16 protein-coding genes are annotated in these 19,759 nt (G+C 73.7%); 7 read left to right on the top strand and 9 right to left on the bottom strand.

The features are described 5' to 3' along the window. Positions 1 to 24: 24 nt before the first annotated feature. The 5 genes from IG88_RS0127435 to IG88_RS0127415 form a co-directional block, all read right to left on the bottom strand. On the bottom strand, positions 25 to 2,154 hold the full coding sequence (locus tag IG88_RS0127435) for a 3-hydroxyacyl-CoA dehydrogenase NAD-binding domain-containing protein (RefSeq protein ID WP_031046669.1): 2,130 nt from the start codon (positions 2,152 to 2,154) through the stop codon (positions 25 to 27). Further along, complete coding sequence (locus IG88_RS0127430; protein WP_031046666.1) at positions 2,151 to 3,368, bottom strand: thiolase family protein; 1,218 nt, start codon at positions 3,366 to 3,368, stop codon at positions 2,151 to 2,153. The genes IG88_RS0127435 and IG88_RS0127430 overlap by 4 nt, the downstream gene beginning before the upstream one ends. A 204-nt stretch (positions 3,369 to 3,572) precedes the next feature. Beyond that, positions 3,573 to 4,859, bottom strand: coding sequence for a ribonuclease D (locus IG88_RS0127425; protein WP_031046663.1), 1,287 nt, complete (start codon positions 4,857 to 4,859; stop codon positions 3,573 to 3,575). Positions 4,860 to 5,037: 178 nt separating this feature from the next. Then, on the bottom strand, positions 5,038 to 5,700 hold the full coding sequence (locus IG88_RS0127420) for a response regulator transcription factor (protein WP_003972894.1): 663 nt from the start codon (positions 5,698 to 5,700) through the stop codon (positions 5,038 to 5,040). Between the two features lie 290 nt (positions 5,701 to 5,990). Next, positions 5,991 to 6,689, bottom strand: a complete 699-nt coding sequence (locus IG88_RS0127415; RefSeq protein WP_037836809.1) for a DUF3000 domain-containing protein — start codon at positions 6,687 to 6,689, stop codon at positions 5,991 to 5,993. A 150-nt stretch (positions 6,690 to 6,839) separates the two neighbouring features. Here IG88_RS0127415 and hemE point away from each other — a divergent pair, with 150 nt between their 5' ends. Next, positions 6,840 to 7,907, top strand: coding sequence for a uroporphyrinogen decarboxylase (gene hemE / locus IG88_RS0127410; RefSeq protein WP_031046656.1), 1,068 nt, complete (start codon positions 6,840 to 6,842; stop codon positions 7,905 to 7,907). Positions 7,908 to 8,391: 484 nt separating this feature from the next. Here hemE and IG88_RS0127405 read toward each other — a convergent pair whose 3' ends face one another. Beyond that, positions 8,392 to 9,912, bottom strand: coding sequence for a glycoside hydrolase family 3 protein (locus IG88_RS0127405; protein ID WP_031046653.1), 1,521 nt, complete (start codon positions 9,910 to 9,912; stop codon positions 8,392 to 8,394). 460 nt (positions 9,913 to 10,372) lie between these two features. On the opposite strand from IG88_RS0127405, the gene IG88_RS0127400 reads away from it, so the two are divergent. From IG88_RS0127400 to IG88_RS0127380, 5 genes are read left to right on the top strand one after another with little or no spacing between them, the layout of a single operon-like run. Continuing rightward, a complete protein-coding gene (locus tag IG88_RS0127400) occupies positions 10,373 to 11,467 on the top strand; it encodes a phytanoyl-CoA dioxygenase family protein (RefSeq protein ID WP_031046650.1) in 1,095 nt (364 codons plus the stop codon). Further along, positions 11,449 to 12,774 (top strand): DUF6271 family protein, encoded by a 1,326-nt coding sequence (locus IG88_RS0127395; protein WP_031046647.1) that lies wholly within the window; start codon positions 11,449 to 11,451, stop codon positions 12,772 to 12,774. The genes IG88_RS0127400 and IG88_RS0127395 overlap by 19 nt, the downstream gene beginning before the upstream one ends. Continuing rightward, entirely contained in the window at positions 12,771 to 13,991 is a 1,221-nt protein-coding gene (locus IG88_RS0127390) for a type III PLP-dependent enzyme (RefSeq protein ID WP_234332319.1), read from the top strand. Before IG88_RS0127395 ends, IG88_RS0127390 begins: the two co-directional genes overlap by 4 nt. Then, entirely contained in the window at positions 13,984 to 14,562 is a 579-nt protein-coding gene (locus IG88_RS0127385) for a GNAT family N-acetyltransferase (protein WP_031046642.1), read from the top strand. Before IG88_RS0127390 ends, IG88_RS0127385 begins: the two co-directional genes overlap by 8 nt. Positions 14,563 to 14,568: 6 nt before the next feature. Beyond that, on the top strand, positions 14,569 to 15,768 hold the full coding sequence (locus IG88_RS0127380) for an MFS transporter (protein WP_031046640.1): 1,200 nt from the start codon (positions 14,569 to 14,571) through the stop codon (positions 15,766 to 15,768). 7 nt (positions 15,769 to 15,775) lie between these two features. On the opposite strand, the gene IG88_RS0127375 is transcribed toward IG88_RS0127380, so the two are convergent. After that, on the bottom strand, positions 15,776 to 16,594 hold the full coding sequence (locus IG88_RS0127375) for a rhomboid family intramembrane serine protease (RefSeq protein WP_031046638.1): 819 nt from the start codon (positions 16,592 to 16,594) through the stop codon (positions 15,776 to 15,778). 134 nt (positions 16,595 to 16,728) lie between these two features. On the opposite strand from IG88_RS0127375, the gene IG88_RS0127370 reads away from it, so the two are divergent. Further along, positions 16,729 to 17,073, top strand: a complete 345-nt coding sequence (locus IG88_RS0127370) for a hypothetical protein (protein ID WP_031046635.1) — start codon at positions 16,729 to 16,731, stop codon at positions 17,071 to 17,073. Between the two features lie 42 nt (positions 17,074 to 17,115). Here IG88_RS0127370 and IG88_RS0127365 read toward each other — a convergent pair whose 3' ends face one another. Continuing rightward, a complete protein-coding gene (locus tag IG88_RS0127365; protein WP_031046633.1) occupies positions 17,116 to 18,513 on the bottom strand; it encodes an FAD-dependent oxidoreductase in 1,398 nt (465 codons plus the stop codon). A gap of 58 nt (positions 18,514 to 18,571) precedes the next feature. Further along, the gene (locus tag IG88_RS0127360; RefSeq protein ID WP_031046630.1) at positions 18,572 to 19,546 is read right to left on the bottom strand and encodes a DUF4349 domain-containing protein; all 975 of its coding nucleotides are present in this window, start codon (positions 19,544 to 19,546) and stop codon (positions 18,572 to 18,574) included. Positions 19,547 to 19,759 lie beyond the last annotated feature (213 nt).

Genomic DNA, 19,759 nt, shown 5'->3' with positions numbered 1-19,759 from the left:
GGGCCCTTCGCCGGGGTACGGGGACTACGCCGGAACCGACGCCACCCCCGCCTCCAGGAACCGCTTGCCGTTCACACGCTCCGAGACGCCCTCGCGGTCCAGGTACGGCGTGATGCCGCCCAGGTGGAAGGGCCAGCCGGCGCCGGTGATCAGGCAGAGGTCGATGTCCTGGGCCTCGGCGACGACGCCCTCGTCGAGCATCAGGCCGATCTCCTGGGCCACCGCGTCCAGGACGCGGTCGCGGACCTGCTCCTCGGTCAGGACGGTGTCGCCCTGCTTGAGGAGGGCGGCGACCTCCGGGTCCAGTTCGGGCTTGCCGCTGTCGTAGACGTAGAAGCCGCGCTTGCCCGCCTCGACGACCGCCTTCAGGTTCGGGGAGACCGTGAAGCGCTCGGGGAAGGCCCGGTTGAGGGTCTCCGAGACGTGCAGGCCGATGGCCGGGCCGACCAGTTCGAGGAGGACCAGCGGGGACATCGGCAGGCCGAGGGGCTCCACCGCCTTCTCCGCCACCGGCACCGGGGTGCCCTCGTCGATGACGTTCTGGATCTCGCCCATGAAGCGGGTCAGGATGCGGTTCACGACGAACGCCGGGGCGTCCTTGACCAGGACCGCGGTCTTCTTCAGCTTCTTGGCGACGCCGAACGCCGTGGCCAGCGAGGCCTCATCGGTCTGCTCGCCGCGGACGATCTCCAGCAGGGGGAGGACCGCGACCGGGTTGAAGAAGTGGAAGCCGACGACCCGCTCGGGGTGCTTGAGCTTCGACGCCATCTCCGAGACGGAGAGGGAGGAGGTGTTCGTCGCGAGGATCGCGTGCGCCGGGGCGACCGCCTCGACCTCCGCGAAGACCTTCTGCTTGACGCCCATCTCCTCGAAGACGGCCTCGATGACGAAGTCGGCGTCGGCGAAGCCCTCGGCCTTGTCCAGGACGCCGGTCACCAGGGCCTTGAGGCGGTTGGCCTTGTCCTGGTTGACGCGGCCCTTGCCGAGCAGCTTGTCGATCTCGGCGTGGACGTAGCCCACGCCCTTGTCGACGCGCTCCTGGTCGATGTCGGTCAGCACGACCGGCACCTCCAGGCGGCGCAGGAAGAGCAGCGCGAGCTGACTGGCCATCAGACCGGCGCCGACCACGCCCACCTTGGTGACCGGGCGGGCCAGCGACTTGTCCGGGGCGCCCGCGGGGCGCTTGCCGCGCTTCTGGACCAGGTTGAAGGCGTAGATGCCGGAGCGGAGTTCGCCGCCCATGATCAGGTCGGCGAGGGCCTGGTCCTCGGCGTCGAAGCCCTGCTGGAGGTCGCCGTTCTTGGCGGCGGCGATGATGTCCAGCGCGCGGTAGGCGGCCGGGGCCGCGCCGTGCACCTTGCCGTCGGCGAGGAAACGGCCCTTGGCGACGGCCTCGTCCCAGGCCTCGCCGCGGTCGACCACGGGACGCTCGACGACGATCTCGCCCTTGAGGACGGACGCCGTCCAGATCAGCGACTGCTCCAGGAAGTCCGCGCCCTCGAAGATCGCGTCCGCGATGCCGAGTTCGAAGACCTGCTGGCCCTTGAGCTGCCTGTTCTGGTTGAGGCTGTTCTCGATGATGACCGAGACGGCCTTGTCGGCCCCGATCAGGTTCGGCAGCAGCGTGCAGCCGCCCCAGCCGGGAACCAGGCCGAGGAAGACCTCGGGGAGCGAGAAGGCGGGGAGCGCCGCCGACACCGTGCGGTACGCGCAGTGCAGGCCGATCTCGACGCCGCCGCCCATCGCCGCGCCGTTGTAGTACGCGAAGGTCGGCACGGCCAGGCCCGCCAGCCGCTTGAAGACGTCGTGGCCGCCCTTGCCGATGGCCAGCGCGTCCTCGTGCCGCTTCAGCAGCTCGACGCCCTTGAGGTCGGCGCCGACCGCGAAGATGAACGGCTTGCCGGTGACGCCGACGCCGACGATGTCGCCGTCCGCGGCCTCCTTCTCGACCTGGTCGATCGCGGCGTCGATGTTCGCCAGCGACTGCGGGCCGAGCGTGGTCGGCTTGGTGTGGTCGTGGCCGTTGTCCAGGGTGATCAGCGCGAACCGGCCCGCGCCCAGGGGCAGGTCGAAGTGGCGTACGTGCGCCTGCGTGACGACCTCGCCCGGGAACAGCTCGGCCGCACCCTTCAGCAGCTTGGCGGTGGTGCTCACTTGTCCCCCTCGAAGTGCGGGTTCTCCCAGATGACCGTCGCGCCCATGCCGAAGCCGACGCACATGGTGGTCAGGCCGTAGCGGACGTGCGGCTGCTCCTCGAACTGGCGGGCGAGCTGCGTCATCAGCCGCACGCCGGAGGAGGCCAGCGGGTGGCCGAAGGCGATGGCGCCGCCGTACTGGTTGACGCGGGCGTCGTCGTCGGCGATGCCGTAGTGCTCCAGGAACGCGAGGACCTGGACGGCGAAGGCCTCGTTGATCTCGAACAGGCCGATGTCGGAGATCGACAGACCGGCCTGGGCCAGGGCCTTCTCCGTGGCCGGGATCGGACCGTAGCCCATGACCTCGGGCTCGACGCCCGCGAAGGCGTAGGAGACCAGGCGCATCTTGACCGGCAGGCCGTTCTCGCGGGCGAAGTCCTCGCTCGCGATGAGGGACGCGGTCGCGCCGTCGTTCAGACCGGCCGCGTTGCCCGCGGTGACCCGGCCGTGCACGCGGAACGGCGTCTTGAGGCCCGCCAGGTTCTCCAGCGTGGTGCCCGGACGCATCGGCTCGTCGGCGGTGACCAGGCCCCAGCCCGTCTCGCCGGCCTCTTCGTTGGTGCGGCGCACCGAGACCGGCACCAGGTCGGCCTGGATCTGGCCGTTGGCATAGGCCTTGGCGGCCTTCTCCTGCGAGCGCACCGCGTACTCGTCGGCGCGCCGCTTGGTGATGCTCGGGTAGCGGTCGTGCAGGTTCTCGGCGGTCATGCCCATGAACAGGGCGGACTCGTCGACCAGCTTCTCGCTGACGAACCGGGGGTTCGGGTCGACGCCCTCGCCCATCGGGTGGCGGCCCATGTGCTCGACACCGCCCGCGATCGCGACGTCGTACGCGCCGAAGGCGACCGATCCGGCCACCGTGGTGACGGCGGTCAGGGCGCCCGCGCACATGCGGTCGATGGAGTAGCCGGGGACCGAGGTGGGCAGGCCCGCCAGGATGCCGGCGGTGCGGCCGATGGTCAGGCCCTGGTCGCCGATCTGCGTGGTCGCGGCGACGGCGACCTCGTCGACCTTCTTGGGGTCGAGACCGGGGTTGCGGCGCAGCAGCTCCCGGATCGCCTTCACGACCAGGTCGTCGGCGCGGGTCTCGTGGTAGATGCCCTTCGGGCCCGCCTTGCCGAACGGGGTGCGGACGCCGTCGACGAAGACGACGTCCCTGACGGTACGAGGCACGATGGCTCTCCTCCAGGGTGCGGGATGGCACTGCTGCGGCACGCATGCACTGAGCGCGCGCTCAGCCCCATGCTACTTATGAGTAACGTAGCTGCCCAGTCCCCCCGGCCGGAGCGGCGAAGGTCACACCGCCCGTCACACCACCGGAGCACCGCCCGGCCGGGCGCCACCTCGGATTCCGGCCGGAAACCGCCGTCGCGCCGCCTACGCCCCCTCGCCCCTCAGCGCGGCGACCAGGACCGGCGTCACCTGCTCCACCTGCCAGGGACGGGCCCCGTGTCCGGCGAGGGCCGCGCTCACCGACTCGGCGTCGACCGTCTCGGGCGGCTGCCAGCAGACCCGGCGCACGGTGTCCGGCGTGATCAGGTTCTCCTGGGGCATGTTCAGCCGCTCCGCCAGCGCCGTCACTCCCGCGCGTGCCGCGGTCAGCCGGGCCGCGGCGGCGGGGTCCTTGTCGGCCCAGGCCCGCGGCGGCGGCGGGCCGGTGACCGGCTGACCGGGCTGCGGCAACTGCGACTCGGACAGCGACCTGGCCCGGTCCACCGACATCTGCCACTGCTCGAGCTGCCGGCGGTTGACCCGCCCGAAGCCGTTCAGCGCGGCCAGCGCGTGCGCGTTGGGCGGCAGGGCGAGCGCGGCCTCGACGATCGCCGCATCCCCGAGCACCTTGCCGGGGGAGACGTCCCGGCGCTGCGCGATCCGGTCCCGCGCCTGCCACAGTTCCCGCACCACGGCGAGCTGGCGGCGCCGGCGCACCTTGTGCATGCCGGACGTACGGCGCCACGGGTCCTTGCGCGGCTCGGGCGGCGGGGCCGACGCGATCGCGTCGAACTCCTGACGGGCCCACTCCAGCTTGCCCTGGCGGTCCAGCTCCTTCTCCAGGGCGTCCCGCAGGTCGACCAGCAGCTCGACGTCGAGCGCCGCGTAGCGCAGCCACGGCTCGGGCAGCGGGCGCGTGGACCAGTCGACGGCCGAGTGGCCCTTCTCCAGGACGAAGCCGAGGACGTTCTCCACCATCGCGCCGAGGCCGACCCGCGGGAACCCGGCGAGCCTGCCCGCCAGCTCGGTGTCGAAGATGCGGGCGGGGACCATCCCTATGTCCCGCAGGCACGGCAGGTCCTGGGTGGCGGCGTGCAGGACCCACTCCGCGTCGGCGATCGCGGCGCCGAGACCGGAGAGGTCGGGACAGGCCACCGGGTCGATCAGGGCCGTCCCCGCGCCCTCGCGGCGCAGTTGCACCAGATACGCGCGCTGCCCGTAGCGGTACCCGGAGGCGCGCTCGGCGTCGACGGCGACGGGGCCGCTGCCGCCCGCGAAGGCGGCGGTCACCTCGGCGAGGGCGTCCGCGTCGGCGATCACCGGCGGAATGCCCTCGCGGGGTTCGAGCAGGGGGATCGGCGCCCGGCTCACAGAAGATCCGGCGTCGTCCGGAGGGGCGCCTCCGGTGGTTCGCAGTGGACGGTCTGCTGCGGTTTCGTGGGCGTCGGTCACCTGTCAAGGGTATCGGTGGATCGACGGCGCCCGCCGACGGAACGTTCCGTCGGCGGGCGCCGGGGGGTCGTAAACCAGTCAGGTCAGTGAATCATCGGCTTCATGAGCGGCGATTCCGGAGCGGTGGGGAGGGGGAGGGGAGAGCGGGAACAGTGCGGGCGGGGGATCGGCCGGGCGGTCAGTGGATGATGCCCGTGCGCAGGGCCACCGCGACCATCCCGGCGCGGTCGCCCGTGCCCAGCTTGCGGGCGATGCGGGCCAGGTGGCTCTTGACGGTGAGGGCGGACAGGCCCATCGAGACGCCGATCGCCTTGTTCGACTGCCCCTCCGCCACCAGCCGCAGCACCTCGACCTCGCGGCCGGAGAGCTCGCGGTAGCCGCCCGGGTGGCTCGGGGCGCCCGGGGGACGGCGGTGCAGACGGGCGGCGGCGGCGCCGATGGGGGCGGCACCCGGCCGGGTGGGGAGCCCGACGTTGGTGCGGGTGCCGGTGACGACGTAGCCCTTCACGCCGCCGGCCAGGGCGTTGCGCACGGCGCCGATGTCGTCGGCGGCGGACAGGGCGAGCCCGTTGGGCCAGCCCGCGGCGCGGGTCTCCGACAGCAGGGTCAGGCCGGAGCCGTCGGGGAGGTGGACGTCGGCGACGCAGATGTCGCGGGGGTTGCCGATGCGGGGACGAGCCTCCGCGACGGACGAGGCCTCGATCACGTCGCGCACACCGAGCGCCCACAGGTGGCGGGTGACGGTGGAACGGACGCGGGGGTCGGCCACGACCACCATGGCGGTCGGCTTGTTCGGGCGGTAGGCGACCAGGCTTGCAGGCTGCTCGAGGAGAACGGACACCAGGCCTCCTGGGGTGCGGGGACGGGGCCGGCTCATGGGGGAAGCCGGGACGAACCGTGCTTTCAAGGTCACAGTCGTCTTCGGCACCGGAGGCGTCCGCCTTTAGAGAATGATCACGATCTGGTGAGTAACAATCCGAGCAATTCGGACACGCTGTCGATCATTCGAAGATCGAACGGTTTCGCACTTTGTCGATAACGAGCCCGAAAGTGGCCGTATCGACAAAGTGACGGAACCTCCTCCGGGCATGCGGATGCCACACCCGGACACATGAACGGGAGCTGGTGCGATCAGCGGGACTGCGGGCCGCGCCGCTGCGGCAGCGTCACGACCGAGGCGTCGCCCGGCGCGGCCGGCGGCAGGCCCGCGACCTGGGCCAGCAGGTCGCACCACGAGGCGAGGTGCGCCGCGGTGTCCGGGACGCCGCCCAGGCCCTCGCGGGGGGTCCAGGACGCCCGGATCTCGATCTGCGAGGCGGACGGGCGGGCGGAGAGCCCTCCGAAGTAGTGGGAACTCGCACGCGTGACCGTGCCGCTGGGCTCGCCGTATGTCAGCCCGCGCGCCTGGAGCGCGCCGGTCAGCCAGGACCAGCACACGTCCGGCAGCAGCGGATCCGCCGCCATCTCCGGTTCCAGCTCCGCCCGCACCAGCGTCACCAGCCGGAAGGTGCCGTGCCAGGCGTCGTGCCCGGCCGGGTCGTGCAGCAGCACCAGCCGCCCGTCCGCCAGGTCCTCGTCGCCGTCGACGACCGCCGCTTCGAGCGCGTACGCGTGGGGCGCGAGCCGCTGCGGTGCGCGGGTCGCCTCCACCTCGATCTGCGGCCGCAGCCGCGCGGCGCGCAGCGCCTCCACGGCGGCCGTGAAGGCCGGCGGTACCGTGCTCCCGCCGGTCCCGTCGTGACTCCCCTTGTGCCGGGCCTCTTCCTCGGCCCCCCTCGCGTCGTCCATTCCGCCAGCGCCGTCCGACAGTCGTCCCTGAGCCGCAGCCATGCGGGGAACATTAAGCGGAACGGCGGCCCGGCGCAGGGAGGGACACCCGCGTGCGGGCGCGATGTCCGGATCACGCGGTCCCGCGCGGCGTGCGCAAGCCGTCCCACCCGAGGTCCGGTGCGGTGCGGGGGACATGCGAGACTTGCCGGTGTGAGTGCCAACCAGAGCCCCGCGGGCATGCAGCCGACCGCCACGTACGACTCCGCGTTCCTCAAGGCGTGCAGGCGTGAGCCGGTGCCGCACACGCCCGTGTGGTTCATGCGGCAGGCCGGGCGCTCGCTGCCGGAGTACCTGAAGGTGCGCGAGGGCGTCCCGATGCTCGAGTCCTGCATGCGGCCGGAACTGGTCGCCGAGATCACCCTCCAGCCGGTGCGGCGCCACCGCGTGGACGCGGCGATCTACTTCAGCGACATCGTGGTCCCGCTCAAGGCCATCGGCATCGACCTCGACATCAAGCCGGGCGTCGGCCCGGTCGTCGCCGAGCCGATCCGCACCCGCGCGGACCTGGCGCGGCTGCGCGAACTCACCCCCGAGGACGTCACCTACGTCACCGAGGCCTTCGGCCTGCTCACCCGCGAGCTGGGCGCCACCCCGCTGATCGGCTTCGCGGGCGCGCCGTTCACGCTGGCCAGCTACCTCGTGGAGGGCGGCCCGTCCCGCAACCACGAGCACACCAAGGCCCTCATGTACGGCGACCCGCAGCTCTGGGCCGACCTCCTGGACCGGCTGGCCGGCATCACGGCCGCCTTCCTGAAGGTGCAGATCGAGGCGGGCGCGAGTGCCGTCCAGCTCTTCGACTCCTGGGTCGGCGCGCTGTCCCCGGCGGACTACCGCCGCTCGGTGCTGCCCGCCTCCCGCAAGGTCTTCGAGGCCGTCTCCGGGTACGGGGTGCCGCGCATCCACTTCGGCGTCGGCACCGGCGAGCTGCTGGGCCTCCTCGGCGAGGCCGGGGCGGACGTCGTCGGCGTCGACTGGCGCGTCCCGCTGGACGAGGCGGCCCGCCGCGTCGGGCCCGGCAAGGCGCTCCAGGGCAACCTGGACCCGGCCGTCCTCTTCGCCGGCCGGGAGGCGGTCGAGACCAAGACCCGCGAGATCCTGGACGCGGCGGCAAGCCTGGAGGGCCACGTCTTCAACCTGGGCCACGGCGTCCTGCCGACCACCGACCCGGACACGCTGACCCGCCTCGTGGAGTACGTCCACACCCGGACCGCCCGCTGATTCAGGGCCCACCCGTGTGACATCCCGGGGCGACCACGCCACCCGCGTCCGGCCCGGCGGCTGCGGGGGCGTGACGCGGCGCGCTGCTCTGCGGCCCACCTGACCCGGCCCGCTGCCCCGGCTCGGCGCCCGGGTGTGGCGGGGAGTGCCGGTCGGTGGGTGCTGCGGCTCGGTCCGCGGGTGGGGTCCGGCGTGGTCGGCCACCGGGGTCCGGTTTTCCGGAGGCACCGGATCGGTGGTCGGTGGCCGACCTGGCTCGGCCTCCAGTCGCCCCGGTGAGGGCTTCCGGCGCGGCCACGCCCGGAGTCGTGGGAATCCGGGACCGCCCGCGCGGTTCCGTGGGGTGGCCACGTCGCCGCGGCCGCCCCGGCTCGGCGCCCGGGCGTGGCGGGGAGTGCCGGTCGGTGGGTGCTGCGGCTCGGTCCGCGGGTGGGGTCCGGTGTGGTCGGCCGCCACCGGGGTGCGATCTCCCGGAGTGCCGCGCTCAGCTCGCGCTCGCCCCCGTGAGGACCTCCGCCGCGGCCACGCCGGAGGCCGCGCTCGCGCCGTGGGTGAAGATCTGGGCCGGTGCGGCCGTGGTGGTGCCCGGCAGGCCCATCTCCACGACGATCGCGTCCGGGCGGGCCGCGGTCAGACCGGTCACCGCGCGGCTCATCCAGGCGTGCCGGGCCGCGTCGCGGGCGACGATCACCAGCGGGCGCCCCGCGGCCGGTTCGAGGGCGCAGCTCTCCAGCGCCACCGTCCCCTCCTCCAGCTCCTGCCCGCGCACCCGCACGGAGGTCGTGCCGGGCAGCCGCTCCCGCAGCGGGCCGGCCACGCCCCACGGGGTCTCCTGGCCGATGGCCATGTTGGTCACCGGGGCCAGCTCGACCACGTGCGGCGGTGCCGTCAGCGGGAGCGCGGCCCGCGCGGCGCCGGTGAGGCGCACGGCCCGGCGCGCGGCGACGTGCCCGATGCCGTCCCCGGCCGGATCCCCGGCGGCCCCGGCCACCCGCAGCCCGGCCGACCAGCGCGCGAACTCCCGTACCCGGCCCGCCGCGTCGGCCAGCCGCTCCTCGGGCAGCTCCCCGCCCGTCACCGCCGTGACCAGTGCCTTGACCAGCAGCGCGACGGTCGCCTCCTCGGCGCTCTCGCCGCCCACGCAGACGGCGTCCACCCCCGCCGCGACGGCCTTCGCCGTGGCGCCGTCGATGCCGTACCGGCGGGTGACCGCGCCCATCTCGATGGCGTCGCTCACGATCAGGCCGTCGAAGCCCAACTCCTCGCGGAGCAGGCCCTGGAGGATCCGCGGGCTCAGCGTGGCCGGGAGGTCGGGGTCGTAGGCCGGCACCAGCAGGTGGCCGCTCATCACCGCGCGCACCCCGGCGGCGAGGGCGGCCCGGAACGGGGGCAGCGCCTGGGCGGCGATCTCGTCCAACCCCGCCGTGTACGCGGGCAGGTCGTGGTGGGAGTCGACGGCGACGTCCCCGTGGCCGGGGAAGTGCTTGGCGCAGGCGGCGACGCCGGAGGACTGGAGGCCGCGGATCCACGCGGTGGTGTGCCGGCAGACCACGTCGGGGTCCGAACCGAAGGAGCGTACGCCGATGATCGGGTTGTCCGGGTTGGAGTTGACGTCCGCGCTCGGCGCGTAGTCGAGGCTCACCCCGGCGGCGCGCAGTTGCCGGCCGAGGTCGGCGGCGACCGCCCCGGTCAGCTCCGCGTCGTCGACGGTGCCGAGGGCGAAGTTGCCCGGGCGGGAGGAGCCGGTGGCCGACTCGATACGGGTGACGTCGCCCGCCTCCTCGTCGATCGCGACGATCAGGTCGGGGTTCTCCGCGCGGAGCCGGGCGGTCAGCCGGGCGACCTGCTCGATGGAGACGATGTTGCGGGAGAACAGCACGACGGAGGCCAGCCCGTCGCCGATGTCGCGCAGGATCCAGTCGGGCGCCTCGGTGCCCACGAAACCCGGCTGCAGGACGGAGAGCGCGAGCCGGCGCAACTCGTTGCTGTGCTTGCTGGAGGACATCGGCCGCGCCTTTCGGATGGACTCTTGGTATAGACCAAGCGGGTGCGCGTTCAGGTTAACCAGACGTGTCAAGGGTGCCGGTAATCGAACTCGGAAGTAACAACTCCGCCGCTCCGGAGGGGTGTTGACACCTTCCCTTGGTCTAGTCCATTGTGAGGCGCAAGTTCGGCGAGGGGCCCATGCGACTCCAGTTACCGCGCCGGACACCAGCCGCGACCGGACTGCGCAGACCGCCGTCGTGGCGACGACTTCCGTGACGACCACCCCGGACGAGACGACCATTTCCGGACGGGGGCGCGGACCGGGGAACACCCCGTCCGATCCGCCCCGTCCCCCCGCTCCCGCCCCGTGCCGCGAGCGGGCACCCGCTGCCACCACCGACCTCATGTGCGACGGCCGACCACCGTCGCACGCACCGCCGTTGCCCGCACGGGGCGACGGCGAGGATCTGGAGCACCGCATGGCAACGCCCGATTCCTTCCTCCACCGAGCCCCCTGCGACCGCCCCTACTTCAGCGCGGACGCCGACACCTACCTGGCCCGCACGCAACTGCGCGACCTCGACAAGACGCGTCCGCTGCGGGTGCTGTCCGAGGAGGACTTCGCCCACTGGCAGACGTACGGCTACGTCGTCGTCAAGGAGGCGATACCCGCCGGCTCCGCACGCCGACTGCTCGACTTCGCCTGGGAGTTCCAGGGGCTCGACCCCGACCGCCCCGACACCTGGTACCAGGACCGCGAGTACCGCTCCGACCTCGACCGGGAACTGCACATCTACGGCTTCGTCGAGGCGTACCACCACCAGCTCATCTGGGACAGCCGCCAGACGCAGCGCGTATACGACGCCTTCGTCGACGTGTGGGACTGCGAGGAGCTGTGGGTCACCCTGGACCGGCTCAACCTCAACCCGCCCAACGTGGGCAACCGCGACCGCGCGCTGATCGACAAGCCGGACCGTGGCTTCGACATCGAGCTGCACTGGGACGTCGACACCTCCCAGGGCGTCCTGCCGCAGCGCGTCCAGGGCATCATCGCGCTCAACGACACCAAGCCGGACCACGGCGGATTCCAGTGCTGCCCCGAGCTGTTCCGGCGCTTCGACCGCTGGAAGGCCCTCCAGCCCGACGACCGCGACCCCATCCGCCCCGCGATCGACCGCGAGGACATGCCCGTCGTCCGGCCCGACCTGGAGGCCGGCGACCTGCTCATCTGGAACGGCCTGCTGGCCCACGGCGTCGCCCCCAACGTCTCCGGCGAGGGCGTCCGCGCGGTGCAGTACCTGTCGATGATGCCCGCGCTGGAGACCCACCGCACCTTGCGCGACTCCCGCGTCGACTCCTGGCGCACCCTCGCCACCCCCGACTGGAACGCCACCCTCCTCGGCGACGCCCGCCGGCCCGAGTCCGAGCGCTACGGCCCCGCCGAACTGACGGAGCTGGGGGCGAAGTTGCTGGGCCTGGAGTCCTGGCACACGGACGCCGGCACCGACGGCGGCGACACCGACGAGGCGAACGACGAAGCCACCGGGGACGCCGCATGCGCCGTATCTGCCTGACCCTCCCCACCAACCGGCGCTGCCCGGACACCGTCGCGGCCCTGGGCGAGGAAGCCGCCTACGCTGCGGGCCACTTCGACATCGATGTCCATCTCCTGGTCCTCGACTCCTGCCCGCCCGCGGACCGCGCCGCCCACGCCGAGGTCCTGCGGCGGCTGCCGGACCACCCCCGGGTCACCGCGCACCACCTCGACGAGGCCGCCCAGCGCGACTTCCTCACCCGGACCATCGCGCGCTCCGGCAACGCCAAACCCGGGCTGCTCCTCGACCTGATGCTCCCCGACGGACTGTCCTACGGCGCCTGCACCAACCGCGCCTTCCTGATCGCGGCGGCGCTCGGCTGCGACTCCGTCCACCGCAGGGACTCCGACAGCCGCTACCAGCGCGTGGACGGCCGTACGGTCTTCCCCGTCCACCACGAACTGGCCTCCCTCGGGGCGCGCGCCGCCGACGCCGTGCCCCGCGTCACCGAGTCGCGGCTGCCGGCCCCGCTCCTCGAACGCCGCGTCGCCATGGTGGGCGGCTCCTTCGTGGGGGAACTCTCCGTCGACATCGCGCAGATACGGGACGCCGACCCCGGTGTCTACCACGACGTCGTCTCCCTCTGGGCGCCCGAGCACTGGTCCGGCGAACGGAAGCGGGAGCTGGTCGAGGAGTCCTTCGCCGGCGCCGGCACGGAACCCTTCACGGCCGACCACGCGCTGCTGACGGTGGTCGACCCGATGCGCGTGGACATGTGCAACATCGCCTTCCACGGCCCGACGGTCAGCGAACGCGTGCCGCTGCCGCCCGCCCGGGACACCATCGGCAGTGACTACTTCCTCATCCACCTCGTGCACGACGCCGGGCTGCCCGGCGTGCTGCACAACCGCAACATCGTCAACTACTACACCGGAGAACGCAGGACCGGCCCCGGCTTCCTCGCCTACCAGACCCGCTTCGCCAAGTTCCTGCTGTCGATGCTCTACTTCCACCACGTCTACGACCGCATGGCCGAGGCGGGGGACACGCTGCTGGACGAGCACGGCCGGGCCCGCCCCGACGCCGTCGCCGCCCTGGCCCGCGAGAGCACCGGCCTCGACACCGCGGAGAACACCCGCAGGCTCGACGCCCTCGACACCGCCTACCGGCGGCTCGGCGGCCGGTACGCCGACGTCGCCGACCACCTGTCCGGCCGCCGCGCCCGCCTCCTGGCCGAGGCACGCGACGACATGGCCGACTTCGCCCTCCTCACGGAGGCGTGGGAGACCCTGGTGACCGCGGCCCGGGCCACCCCCCTCGCCGCGCCCTCGGGACCGCTGCGGTGAGCGCCGCGAGCACGGTGCCCGGTACAGACCTCGGGGAGCCGCTTGCCGCGGCCCTCGCCGCCGCCACCGGCGACCGGATCGTGTACGACCTGGCCGGCATCGGGAGCCGTCTCGACGCCCTGCGCCGTGAACTGCCCGGCGTACAGGTGCGGTTCGCGGTGAAGGCCTGCCCGCTCGACGGGGTCCTCGCCGCGCTGTCCCGCCGGGGTGCCGGTGCCGACGCGGCGAGCCCCGGCGAGGTCGAGCAGGCGCTGCGCGCCGGGATGCCGGCCCACCGCGTGCACTACGGCAACACCGTCAAGTCCGACCGGAACATCGCCGACGCGTACCGGCTCGGCGTGCGCACCTTCGCCACCGACAGCCTCCAGGACGTGGCCGCCCTGGCCGAACACGCCCCCGGCGCCCGCGTGTTCTGCCGGGTGGCGACCGGCGGGGCGGGCGCGGTGTGGGGGCTGAGCAACAAGTTCGGCTGCCCGCCCGGCGACGCCGTCCGCGTCCTGGCGGCGGCCCGGGACGCCGGGCTCGTACCCGCGGGCCTGTCCGTGCACGTCGGCTCCCAGCAGATGACCGGGGAGGCGTGGCACGGCGCCGTCGAGGACCTGGGCGACGTCCTGCGCGCCCTCGGCCGCCGCGGCATCCGCGTCGACCACGTCAACCTCGGCGGCGGCCTGCCCGCCCTCGGCTACCACGACCGGCGCGGTGCCCGCCTCGACCCACCGCTCGACAAGATCTTCGCGGTGGTCCGGGAGGGCATGGACGAACTGCGCCGGATCCACGGCGGCCCCCTGGACTTCGTCGTCGAACCCGGACGGCACCTGGTCGCCGACCACGGCGCGATCCGCGCCCACGTCACCCGCCTCGCCGAACGCCGGGCCGCCAACGGCGAACGGCAGCACTGGCTGTACCTGAGCTGCGGCAAGTTCAACGGCCTGTACGAGATGGACGCCCTCCAGTACCCGCTGGTCTTCCCGGGCCACGACCCCGACGGTCCGCACGTCCCGGCCGTGGTCGCGGGACCCACCTGCGACAGCGACGACGCCTACTCCCACGAGGCGGGGCTCGTCCGGGTGCCCGCGGCGCTGGCCTCGGGCGACCCCGTCTGGGTGCTGTCCTGCGGCGCGTACGCGACCAGCTACACGACCCTGGGCTTCAACGGCTTCGCCCCGCTCCCGCACGCCTTCGCGGACCGCCCGGAGGGAACCGGAGCCGATGACTGACACCGTGCGCGTACGCCCCCTCGCCGACGGGGACTGGGACGCGGTCGTGACGCTGGAGCGGGACGCCTACGGCGGCCTCGGCCTGTCGGAGGGCCGGACCGCGCTGCAGTCCAGGGCGGCGGCGTCGCCGGACACCTGCTTCGTCGTGGACGTCGGCGCCCGCACGGCCGGCTACCTGCTCGCGCTGCCGTACCCGCCGCACCGCTACCCGGACCTGACGCGGACGGAGGCGGTCCGGGAGGCCGTCCCGCCCGGCAACCTCGGGAACCTCCACCTGCACGACATCGTGGTCGCTCCGGGCCTGCGCCGCCGAGGACTCGCCCGGCACCTCCTGCGCCACCTCACCGGCACCGCCCGGGCTCGCGGGGACCGGCGGATCTCCCTGGTCGCGGTGGGCGGCACCGAGCGGTTCTGGTCGGCCCGCGGCTTCGTGCCCGAGCCGGGGGTGGTGCCCGACGACGCGTACGGCGGCGGTGCCGTCTACATGTCCCGGGCGGTCGCCGCCGCCCGCCCGGCCCGTGACCGTCCCTCCGCCCTCCCGCCCGCACCCATCCTGCGCGAAGTGAGCTGATTGCGCGTGTCCCGTCTCCACGACCCCTTCCTGCGCGGCCAGTTGGCGATCGCCGCGCTGTTCCTGTCCCTCGGCTTCCAGTACGCCACCTGGGCCGCGCGCATCCCGGCCATCAAGACCGACCTGGACCTGAGCGCGGCCGAGGTCGGGGTGCTCCTGATGGCCGCGGGGGTCGGCGCCGCGGTGTCCTTCCCGGCGGTCGCCTGGCTGATGCGCCGCATCGGCTCGCGCCGCCTCGCGCTGCTGTCCCAACTGGGCCTGGCCCTGCTGCTGCTCGCCCTGGCGGCGGCACCCAACTACCCCGTCGCCCTGCTGGTGATGTGCGCCGACGGCGTCCTCGTGGGCTGCCTGAACGTGGCCATGAACGCCCAGGGCGCGGCCCTGGAGGCACGGCACGAACGCAACACGATGGCGAGACTCCACGCCGTCTTCAGCGCGGGCTCCCTGCTCGCGGCGCTGCTCGCCTCCGGCATGACCGCCGCCACCGGATCGGTCGCGGCGCACTTCGCCGCCGCCGCCGTCCTGCTCCTCGCGCTGGGCGCCGCCGCGCGCACCGGGCTGCTCGACGAGGACGCCCCGGCCCCCGCGGAGACCCCCGCCGAGCCGAAGCCGGACCGCCGCCGCTGGACGCTCCCTTCCCGTCTGACCCTGTGGATGTGCTGCGCCATGGTCTTCGGCACCGTGGCCGAGGGCGCCATGAACGACTGGTCCGCGCTGTACCTCAAGGACATCGCCAGGGCGTCGGCGGAACTCGCCCCGCTCGGCATCGCCGTGGTGTCCGGGATGATGGTCGTCGCCCGCCTCTTCGCCGACGGCTGGCGCAGCCGCTGGGGCGACGGACGGGTCGTCCTCCTCGGCAGCGCCGTCGCCGGCACCGGCCTCGCCCTCGCCCTGGTCAGCGGCGGGGTCGCACCGGCGCTCGCGGGCTTCGCCTGCATGGGCCTGGGCATCGCCGCCGTGACCCCCTGCGTCTACGCCGCCGCCGCCCGGCAGGGCTCGGACGCGCTGACGCTGGTCGCCGCCATGGGCACCACCGGACTGCTGGCCGGTCCGCCGCTCATCGGCTTCATCGCCGGCGCCAGCGACCTGGCGTGGGGCATGGGCGCCGTGGCCGCGTCGGCGGGCGCCGTCGCGCTGTGCAGCACCCGCATCCGCTGGACCGCCCCCGAGCCCGTCGCCCAGGGCGAGGCGACCACCCCCGCCTGAGGGCCGCTCACCACCCGGGACGCGCCCGCCTGCCGAACAGCAGCCCGCGCGGCTCGGGCGGGGGCGGCGTGCCCCGCCTGAGCGGCCAGGCGATCAGCATGCCGACGACGAAGCCGACGACGTGCGCCACGTACGCCACCGTGCCCGCGTCGGAGACCGCGCCGCCGGAGGAGTAGACCGCCTGCAGCACGAACCAGAAGCCCAGCACCAGCCAGGCCGGCAGCCGCAGCGGCAGGAAGATCAGGAAGGGCACCAGGACCCACACGCGGGCCCGGGGATACAGCACCAGATAGGCGCCGAGCACCCCGGCGATCGCGCCCGACGCACCGATCAGCGGCTCGGCCGAGTCCGCGTTGAGAAGGGCGAAGCCGTACGTCGCCGCGTAGCCGCAGACGCCGTAGAAGAGCAGGAAGGGGAGGTGGCCCATCCGGTCCTCGACGTTGTTGCCGAAGATCCACAGGAACAGCATGTTGCCCAGCAGGTGCAGCCAGCCGCCGTGCAGGAACATCGCCGTCAGCACGCTCAGCTCCGGCGACTTGTCGTAACCCGGCGGCGCGACCACGCAACCGGGTCCCTGCGGGCCGATCCCCACCGCGCCGGTGGGCACCAGGCGCGGCATCCGGTGCTGGAGCAGCTCCTGCGGCACGGCCGCCCAGTGGTCCAGGAACGCCTGCTGGTCGCACATCTGCGCCAGGCTGCCGCCACCCGTCACCGACCCGGTCATGCCGGGGGTGAACAGGAACACCAGGACGTTCGCGAGGATCAGCGCGTACGTCACCCACGGGGTGCGGCGCGCCGGGTTCACGTCATGGACGGGGATGACCACGAGTCACTACTGCCCGCCCGGCGGACGGTGAACCGGTTCGCCCGCTGAACGCCTCCGTCCGTGTGTACGTATGCCCTCTCAACCGCCCGTGGTCCCGGGAAGGCGGGACGCGGGGACGACGTGAGGAACAGGCGATGAACGAACGGGTCACACCGGCTCCGGCCCTGCACGCCCTGCCCGACGGCGAGGCCGAGGTCGCCCTCGTGCTGCGGCTGCCCTGGGAGGACGTCGCCCGGCTCGGTCAGGAGGCGGGGAGGCTGGCCGCGCAGACGCAGCGGCCGGTCACGCTGGACGAGGCGGTGAGCCGCCGGCTGCGCACCACGCGGGCCGCGACCCACGCCAGGCCGGCCGGCGAGCAGCCGCCCGCGGTGAGCGCCCCGGCGCCGACGACCGGCCCGGCCCCCGTGTCCTCACTGCCCGCCCGGCCCCCGGCCGAGCAGGCGCGGCAGGCCATCGACCGCATCAACGGGACGGCCTGACCACGGGTCGGCGCACCCGCGGCCCGCGCGCCCGGCGCCCGCTCAGCCCCGCTGCTCCACTGCCCGGACCGCCTTGCGGGCGGCCACCAGCACCGGGTCCCACACCGGGGAGAACGGCGGCGCGTAACCGAGGTCCAGGGCGGTCATCTGCTCGACCGTCATCCCGGCCGTGAGGGCCACCGCGGCGATGTCGACCCGCTTGCCCGCGCCCTCGCGGCCGACGATCTGCACCCCGAGCAGCCGCCCGGTGCGCCGCTCGGCCAGCATTTTCACCGTCATGGGGGAGGCGTTCGGGTAGTAGCCCGCGCGGCTGGTGGACTCGATGGTCGCCGTCACGAACCGCAGGCCCGCCCGCAGCGCGTCCTTCTCCCTGAGGCCGGTCCGCGCGATCTCCAGGTCGCACACCTTGCTGACCGCCGTGCCGACCACGCCCGGGAAGGTGGCGTAACCGCCGCCCACGTTGGTGCCGATCACCTGCCCGTGCTTGTTGGCGTGCGTGCCCAGCGGAATGTGCCGCTCCTGCCCGGAGACCAGGTCCAGCACCTCCACGCAGTCGCCGCCCGCCCAGATGTTCTCGTGGCCGCGCACCCGCATCGCCAGGTCGGTCAGCAGCCCGCCGTGCGCGCCGAGCGGCAGCCCCGCGGCCCGGGCGAGCGCGGTCTCGGGACGTACGCCGATGCCGAGCACCACCACGTCCGCCGGGAACTCGTCGTCCCGGGTCGCCACCGCCCGGACCCGGCCGTCGTCCCCGGTCAGCACCTCGGTGACCTCGGCGCCGTTCACCATGGTGATGCCGAGGCCCTCCATGGCCGTGCGCACCAGACGGCCCATGTCCGGGTCCAGGGTCGCCATCGGCTCCCGGCCGCGGTTGACGACCGTCACCTCGTAGCCGCGGTTGATCAGCGCCTCGGCCATCTCCACGCCGATGTACCCGGCGCCGACGACCACCGCGCGGCGGCCACGCGTGCGTGCCAGCGTGTCGAGCAGCGCCTGCCCGTCGTCCAGCGTCTGCACCCCGTGCACGCCGGGCGCGTCGACGCCCGGGAGTTCGGGCCGGACCGGCCGCGCCCCGGTCCCGATCACCAGCTTGTCGTACGACGTCCAGGACTCGTCCCCGGAATCGACGTCACGCGCGCGTACCCGCCCGCCGGCCACGTCGATCTCCGTGACCTCGGTGCGCATCCTGAGGTCGATGTCCCGGGCGCGGTGCTCCTCGGGCGTACGGGCGATCAGGTCGTCCCGGCCGGCCACGTCGCCGCCGACCCAGTAGGGGATGCCGCATGCCGAGAACGAGGCGAAGTGCCCGCGCTCGAAGGCCACGATCTCCAGCTCGTCCGGGCCCTTCAGCCGGCGCGCCTGGGACGCCGCGGACATCCCCGCGGCGTCCCCGCCGATCACGACCAGCCGTTCCCGCTTCCCGCCCCCGGTGCTCATGTCCATGCGCACACGCTACGTGGACGGGACCCCTCACGGCCCTTCGGCACCCTCCGCGTGCGATTCAGTCCCGCGCCCCGGTCTCCCCGCCGCGCGGTGTCTCCGGCCTGCGCGGCAGCCGGGGGCGTACGACCCGCAGCCACAGCAGCGCCAGCAGCGCCGCCACCGCCGCGAACGGCAGCACCGCGCCGAGCACCACCGCCAGCCAGCGCAGCATCGTCACGAAGGCGTGCCAGCCGCCGGCCAGCGCGTCCAGGAACCCGGGGTCCTCGTCCTCCTTCTCCCCGGCGCGCTGCACCGGGGTCTCCGACAGGGAGAGGGTGACGGTGGCCAGGCTCGTGCGGTCCTTCAGGGACGCCTGCCGGGCGAGCAGCGCCTCCAGCTCCGCCTGACGGGTGCTCAGCTCGCCCTCCAGGGTCACCACGTCGTCCAGCTCCGTCGCCCGGTCCATCAGCTCCCGGACACGGGCCACACTGGCGCGCTGCGACTTGACGCGGCTGTCCACGTCCACCACCTGGTCGGTGACGTCCTCGGCCTTGGCCTCGCGGCTGAGCAGCTTCCCGGCGCCCGCCAGTTCGTCGAGCACGCCCTCGTAGCGCTCCACGGGCACGCGCAGTGTCACCCGGGTCCGCTCGTGGCCCTCCGCGTCGCGGGTGGTGGACTCGTCACCGACGTAGCCGCCCGCGTCCTCGGCCGCGGTGCGGGCCGCGGCGAGCGCCTTCGGCGTGTCCTCGACCTGCACGCTCAGCGAGACGGTGCGGACGATGTGGTTCGGGACGGGTTCCGACGGCGCGCTCGCACCCCTCCCGGCGGCACCGGCCCGGCCGTCGGCCCGCGATCCGGTCCCCTGCGAGTCCTTCTGCGGCGCGGCCGCCTCGGCCCTGCCGCCCGCGTGGGAGCCGGAGTCGGAGCCGGCGTCCGAGGCGCTGCAGCCGCTGAGGGCGAGCGCGGCGACCAGCAGCAGACCGCTCACGGCACGGGCACGCGAAACGGGCCCCCGGGCCGCCGGTCTTCTCGGTTCCTGTCGTCGTGCCTGCATCGTGGGACCCCCGGGTTCGTGGCGACTGATGTCTCTACGACGCACGAAGACGCCCCCGGGACGGCGCGGAACGGTTCCGAACAGATCACGGTCCGGACTCACGGCCCCCGGGGGGCGAGACCGGGGCCGGTGCGGATGCCGGGCCGGGCAGGGCAGGAGGGCGGGCGCCGGGACGGCTCGGGGGCGGGGGCGCGTGCGGGCGGGCTTCGGGGC

Source organism: Streptomyces sp. NRRL F-5650 (assembly GCF_000721365.1).
Classification (GTDB): Bacteria; Actinomycetota; Actinomycetes; order Streptomycetales; family Streptomycetaceae; genus Streptomyces; species Streptomyces ardesiacus.
Note: the sequence above shows the minus strand (reverse complement) of the source record. Positions and strands in the feature narration are given on the sequence as shown.

What these genes read in the sequence shown, in the direction of transcription:
- IG88_RS0127400 (WP_031046650.1), top strand. Translation starts at nt 10,373, where the DNA reads ATGGCAACGCCCGATTCCTTCCTCCACCGAGCCCCCTGCGACCGCCCC.
- IG88_RS0127360 (WP_031046630.1), bottom strand. Translation starts at nt 19,546, where the DNA reads ATGCAGGCACGACGACAGGAACCGAGAAGACCGGCGGCCCGGGGGCCC.
- IG88_RS0127395 (WP_031046647.1), top strand. Translation starts at nt 11,449, where the DNA reads ATGCGCCGTATCTGCCTGACCCTCCCCACCAACCGGCGCTGCCCGGAC.
- IG88_RS0127370 (WP_031046635.1), top strand. Translation starts at nt 16,729, where the DNA reads ATGAACGAACGGGTCACACCGGCTCCGGCCCTGCACGCCCTGCCCGAC.
- IG88_RS0127385 (WP_031046642.1), top strand. Translation starts at nt 13,984, where the DNA reads ATGACTGACACCGTGCGCGTACGCCCCCTCGCCGACGGGGACTGGGAC.
- IG88_RS0127415 (WP_037836809.1), bottom strand. Translation starts at nt 6,689, where the DNA reads ATGGCTGCGGCTCAGGGACGACTGTCGGACGGCGCTGGCGGAATGGAC.
- IG88_RS0127405 (WP_031046653.1), bottom strand. Translation starts at nt 9,912, where the DNA reads ATGTCCTCCAGCAAGCACAGCAACGAGTTGCGCCGGCTCGCGCTCTCC.
- IG88_RS0127365 (WP_031046633.1), bottom strand. Translation starts at nt 18,513, where the DNA reads ATGGACATGAGCACCGGGGGCGGGAAGCGGGAACGGCTGGTCGTGATC.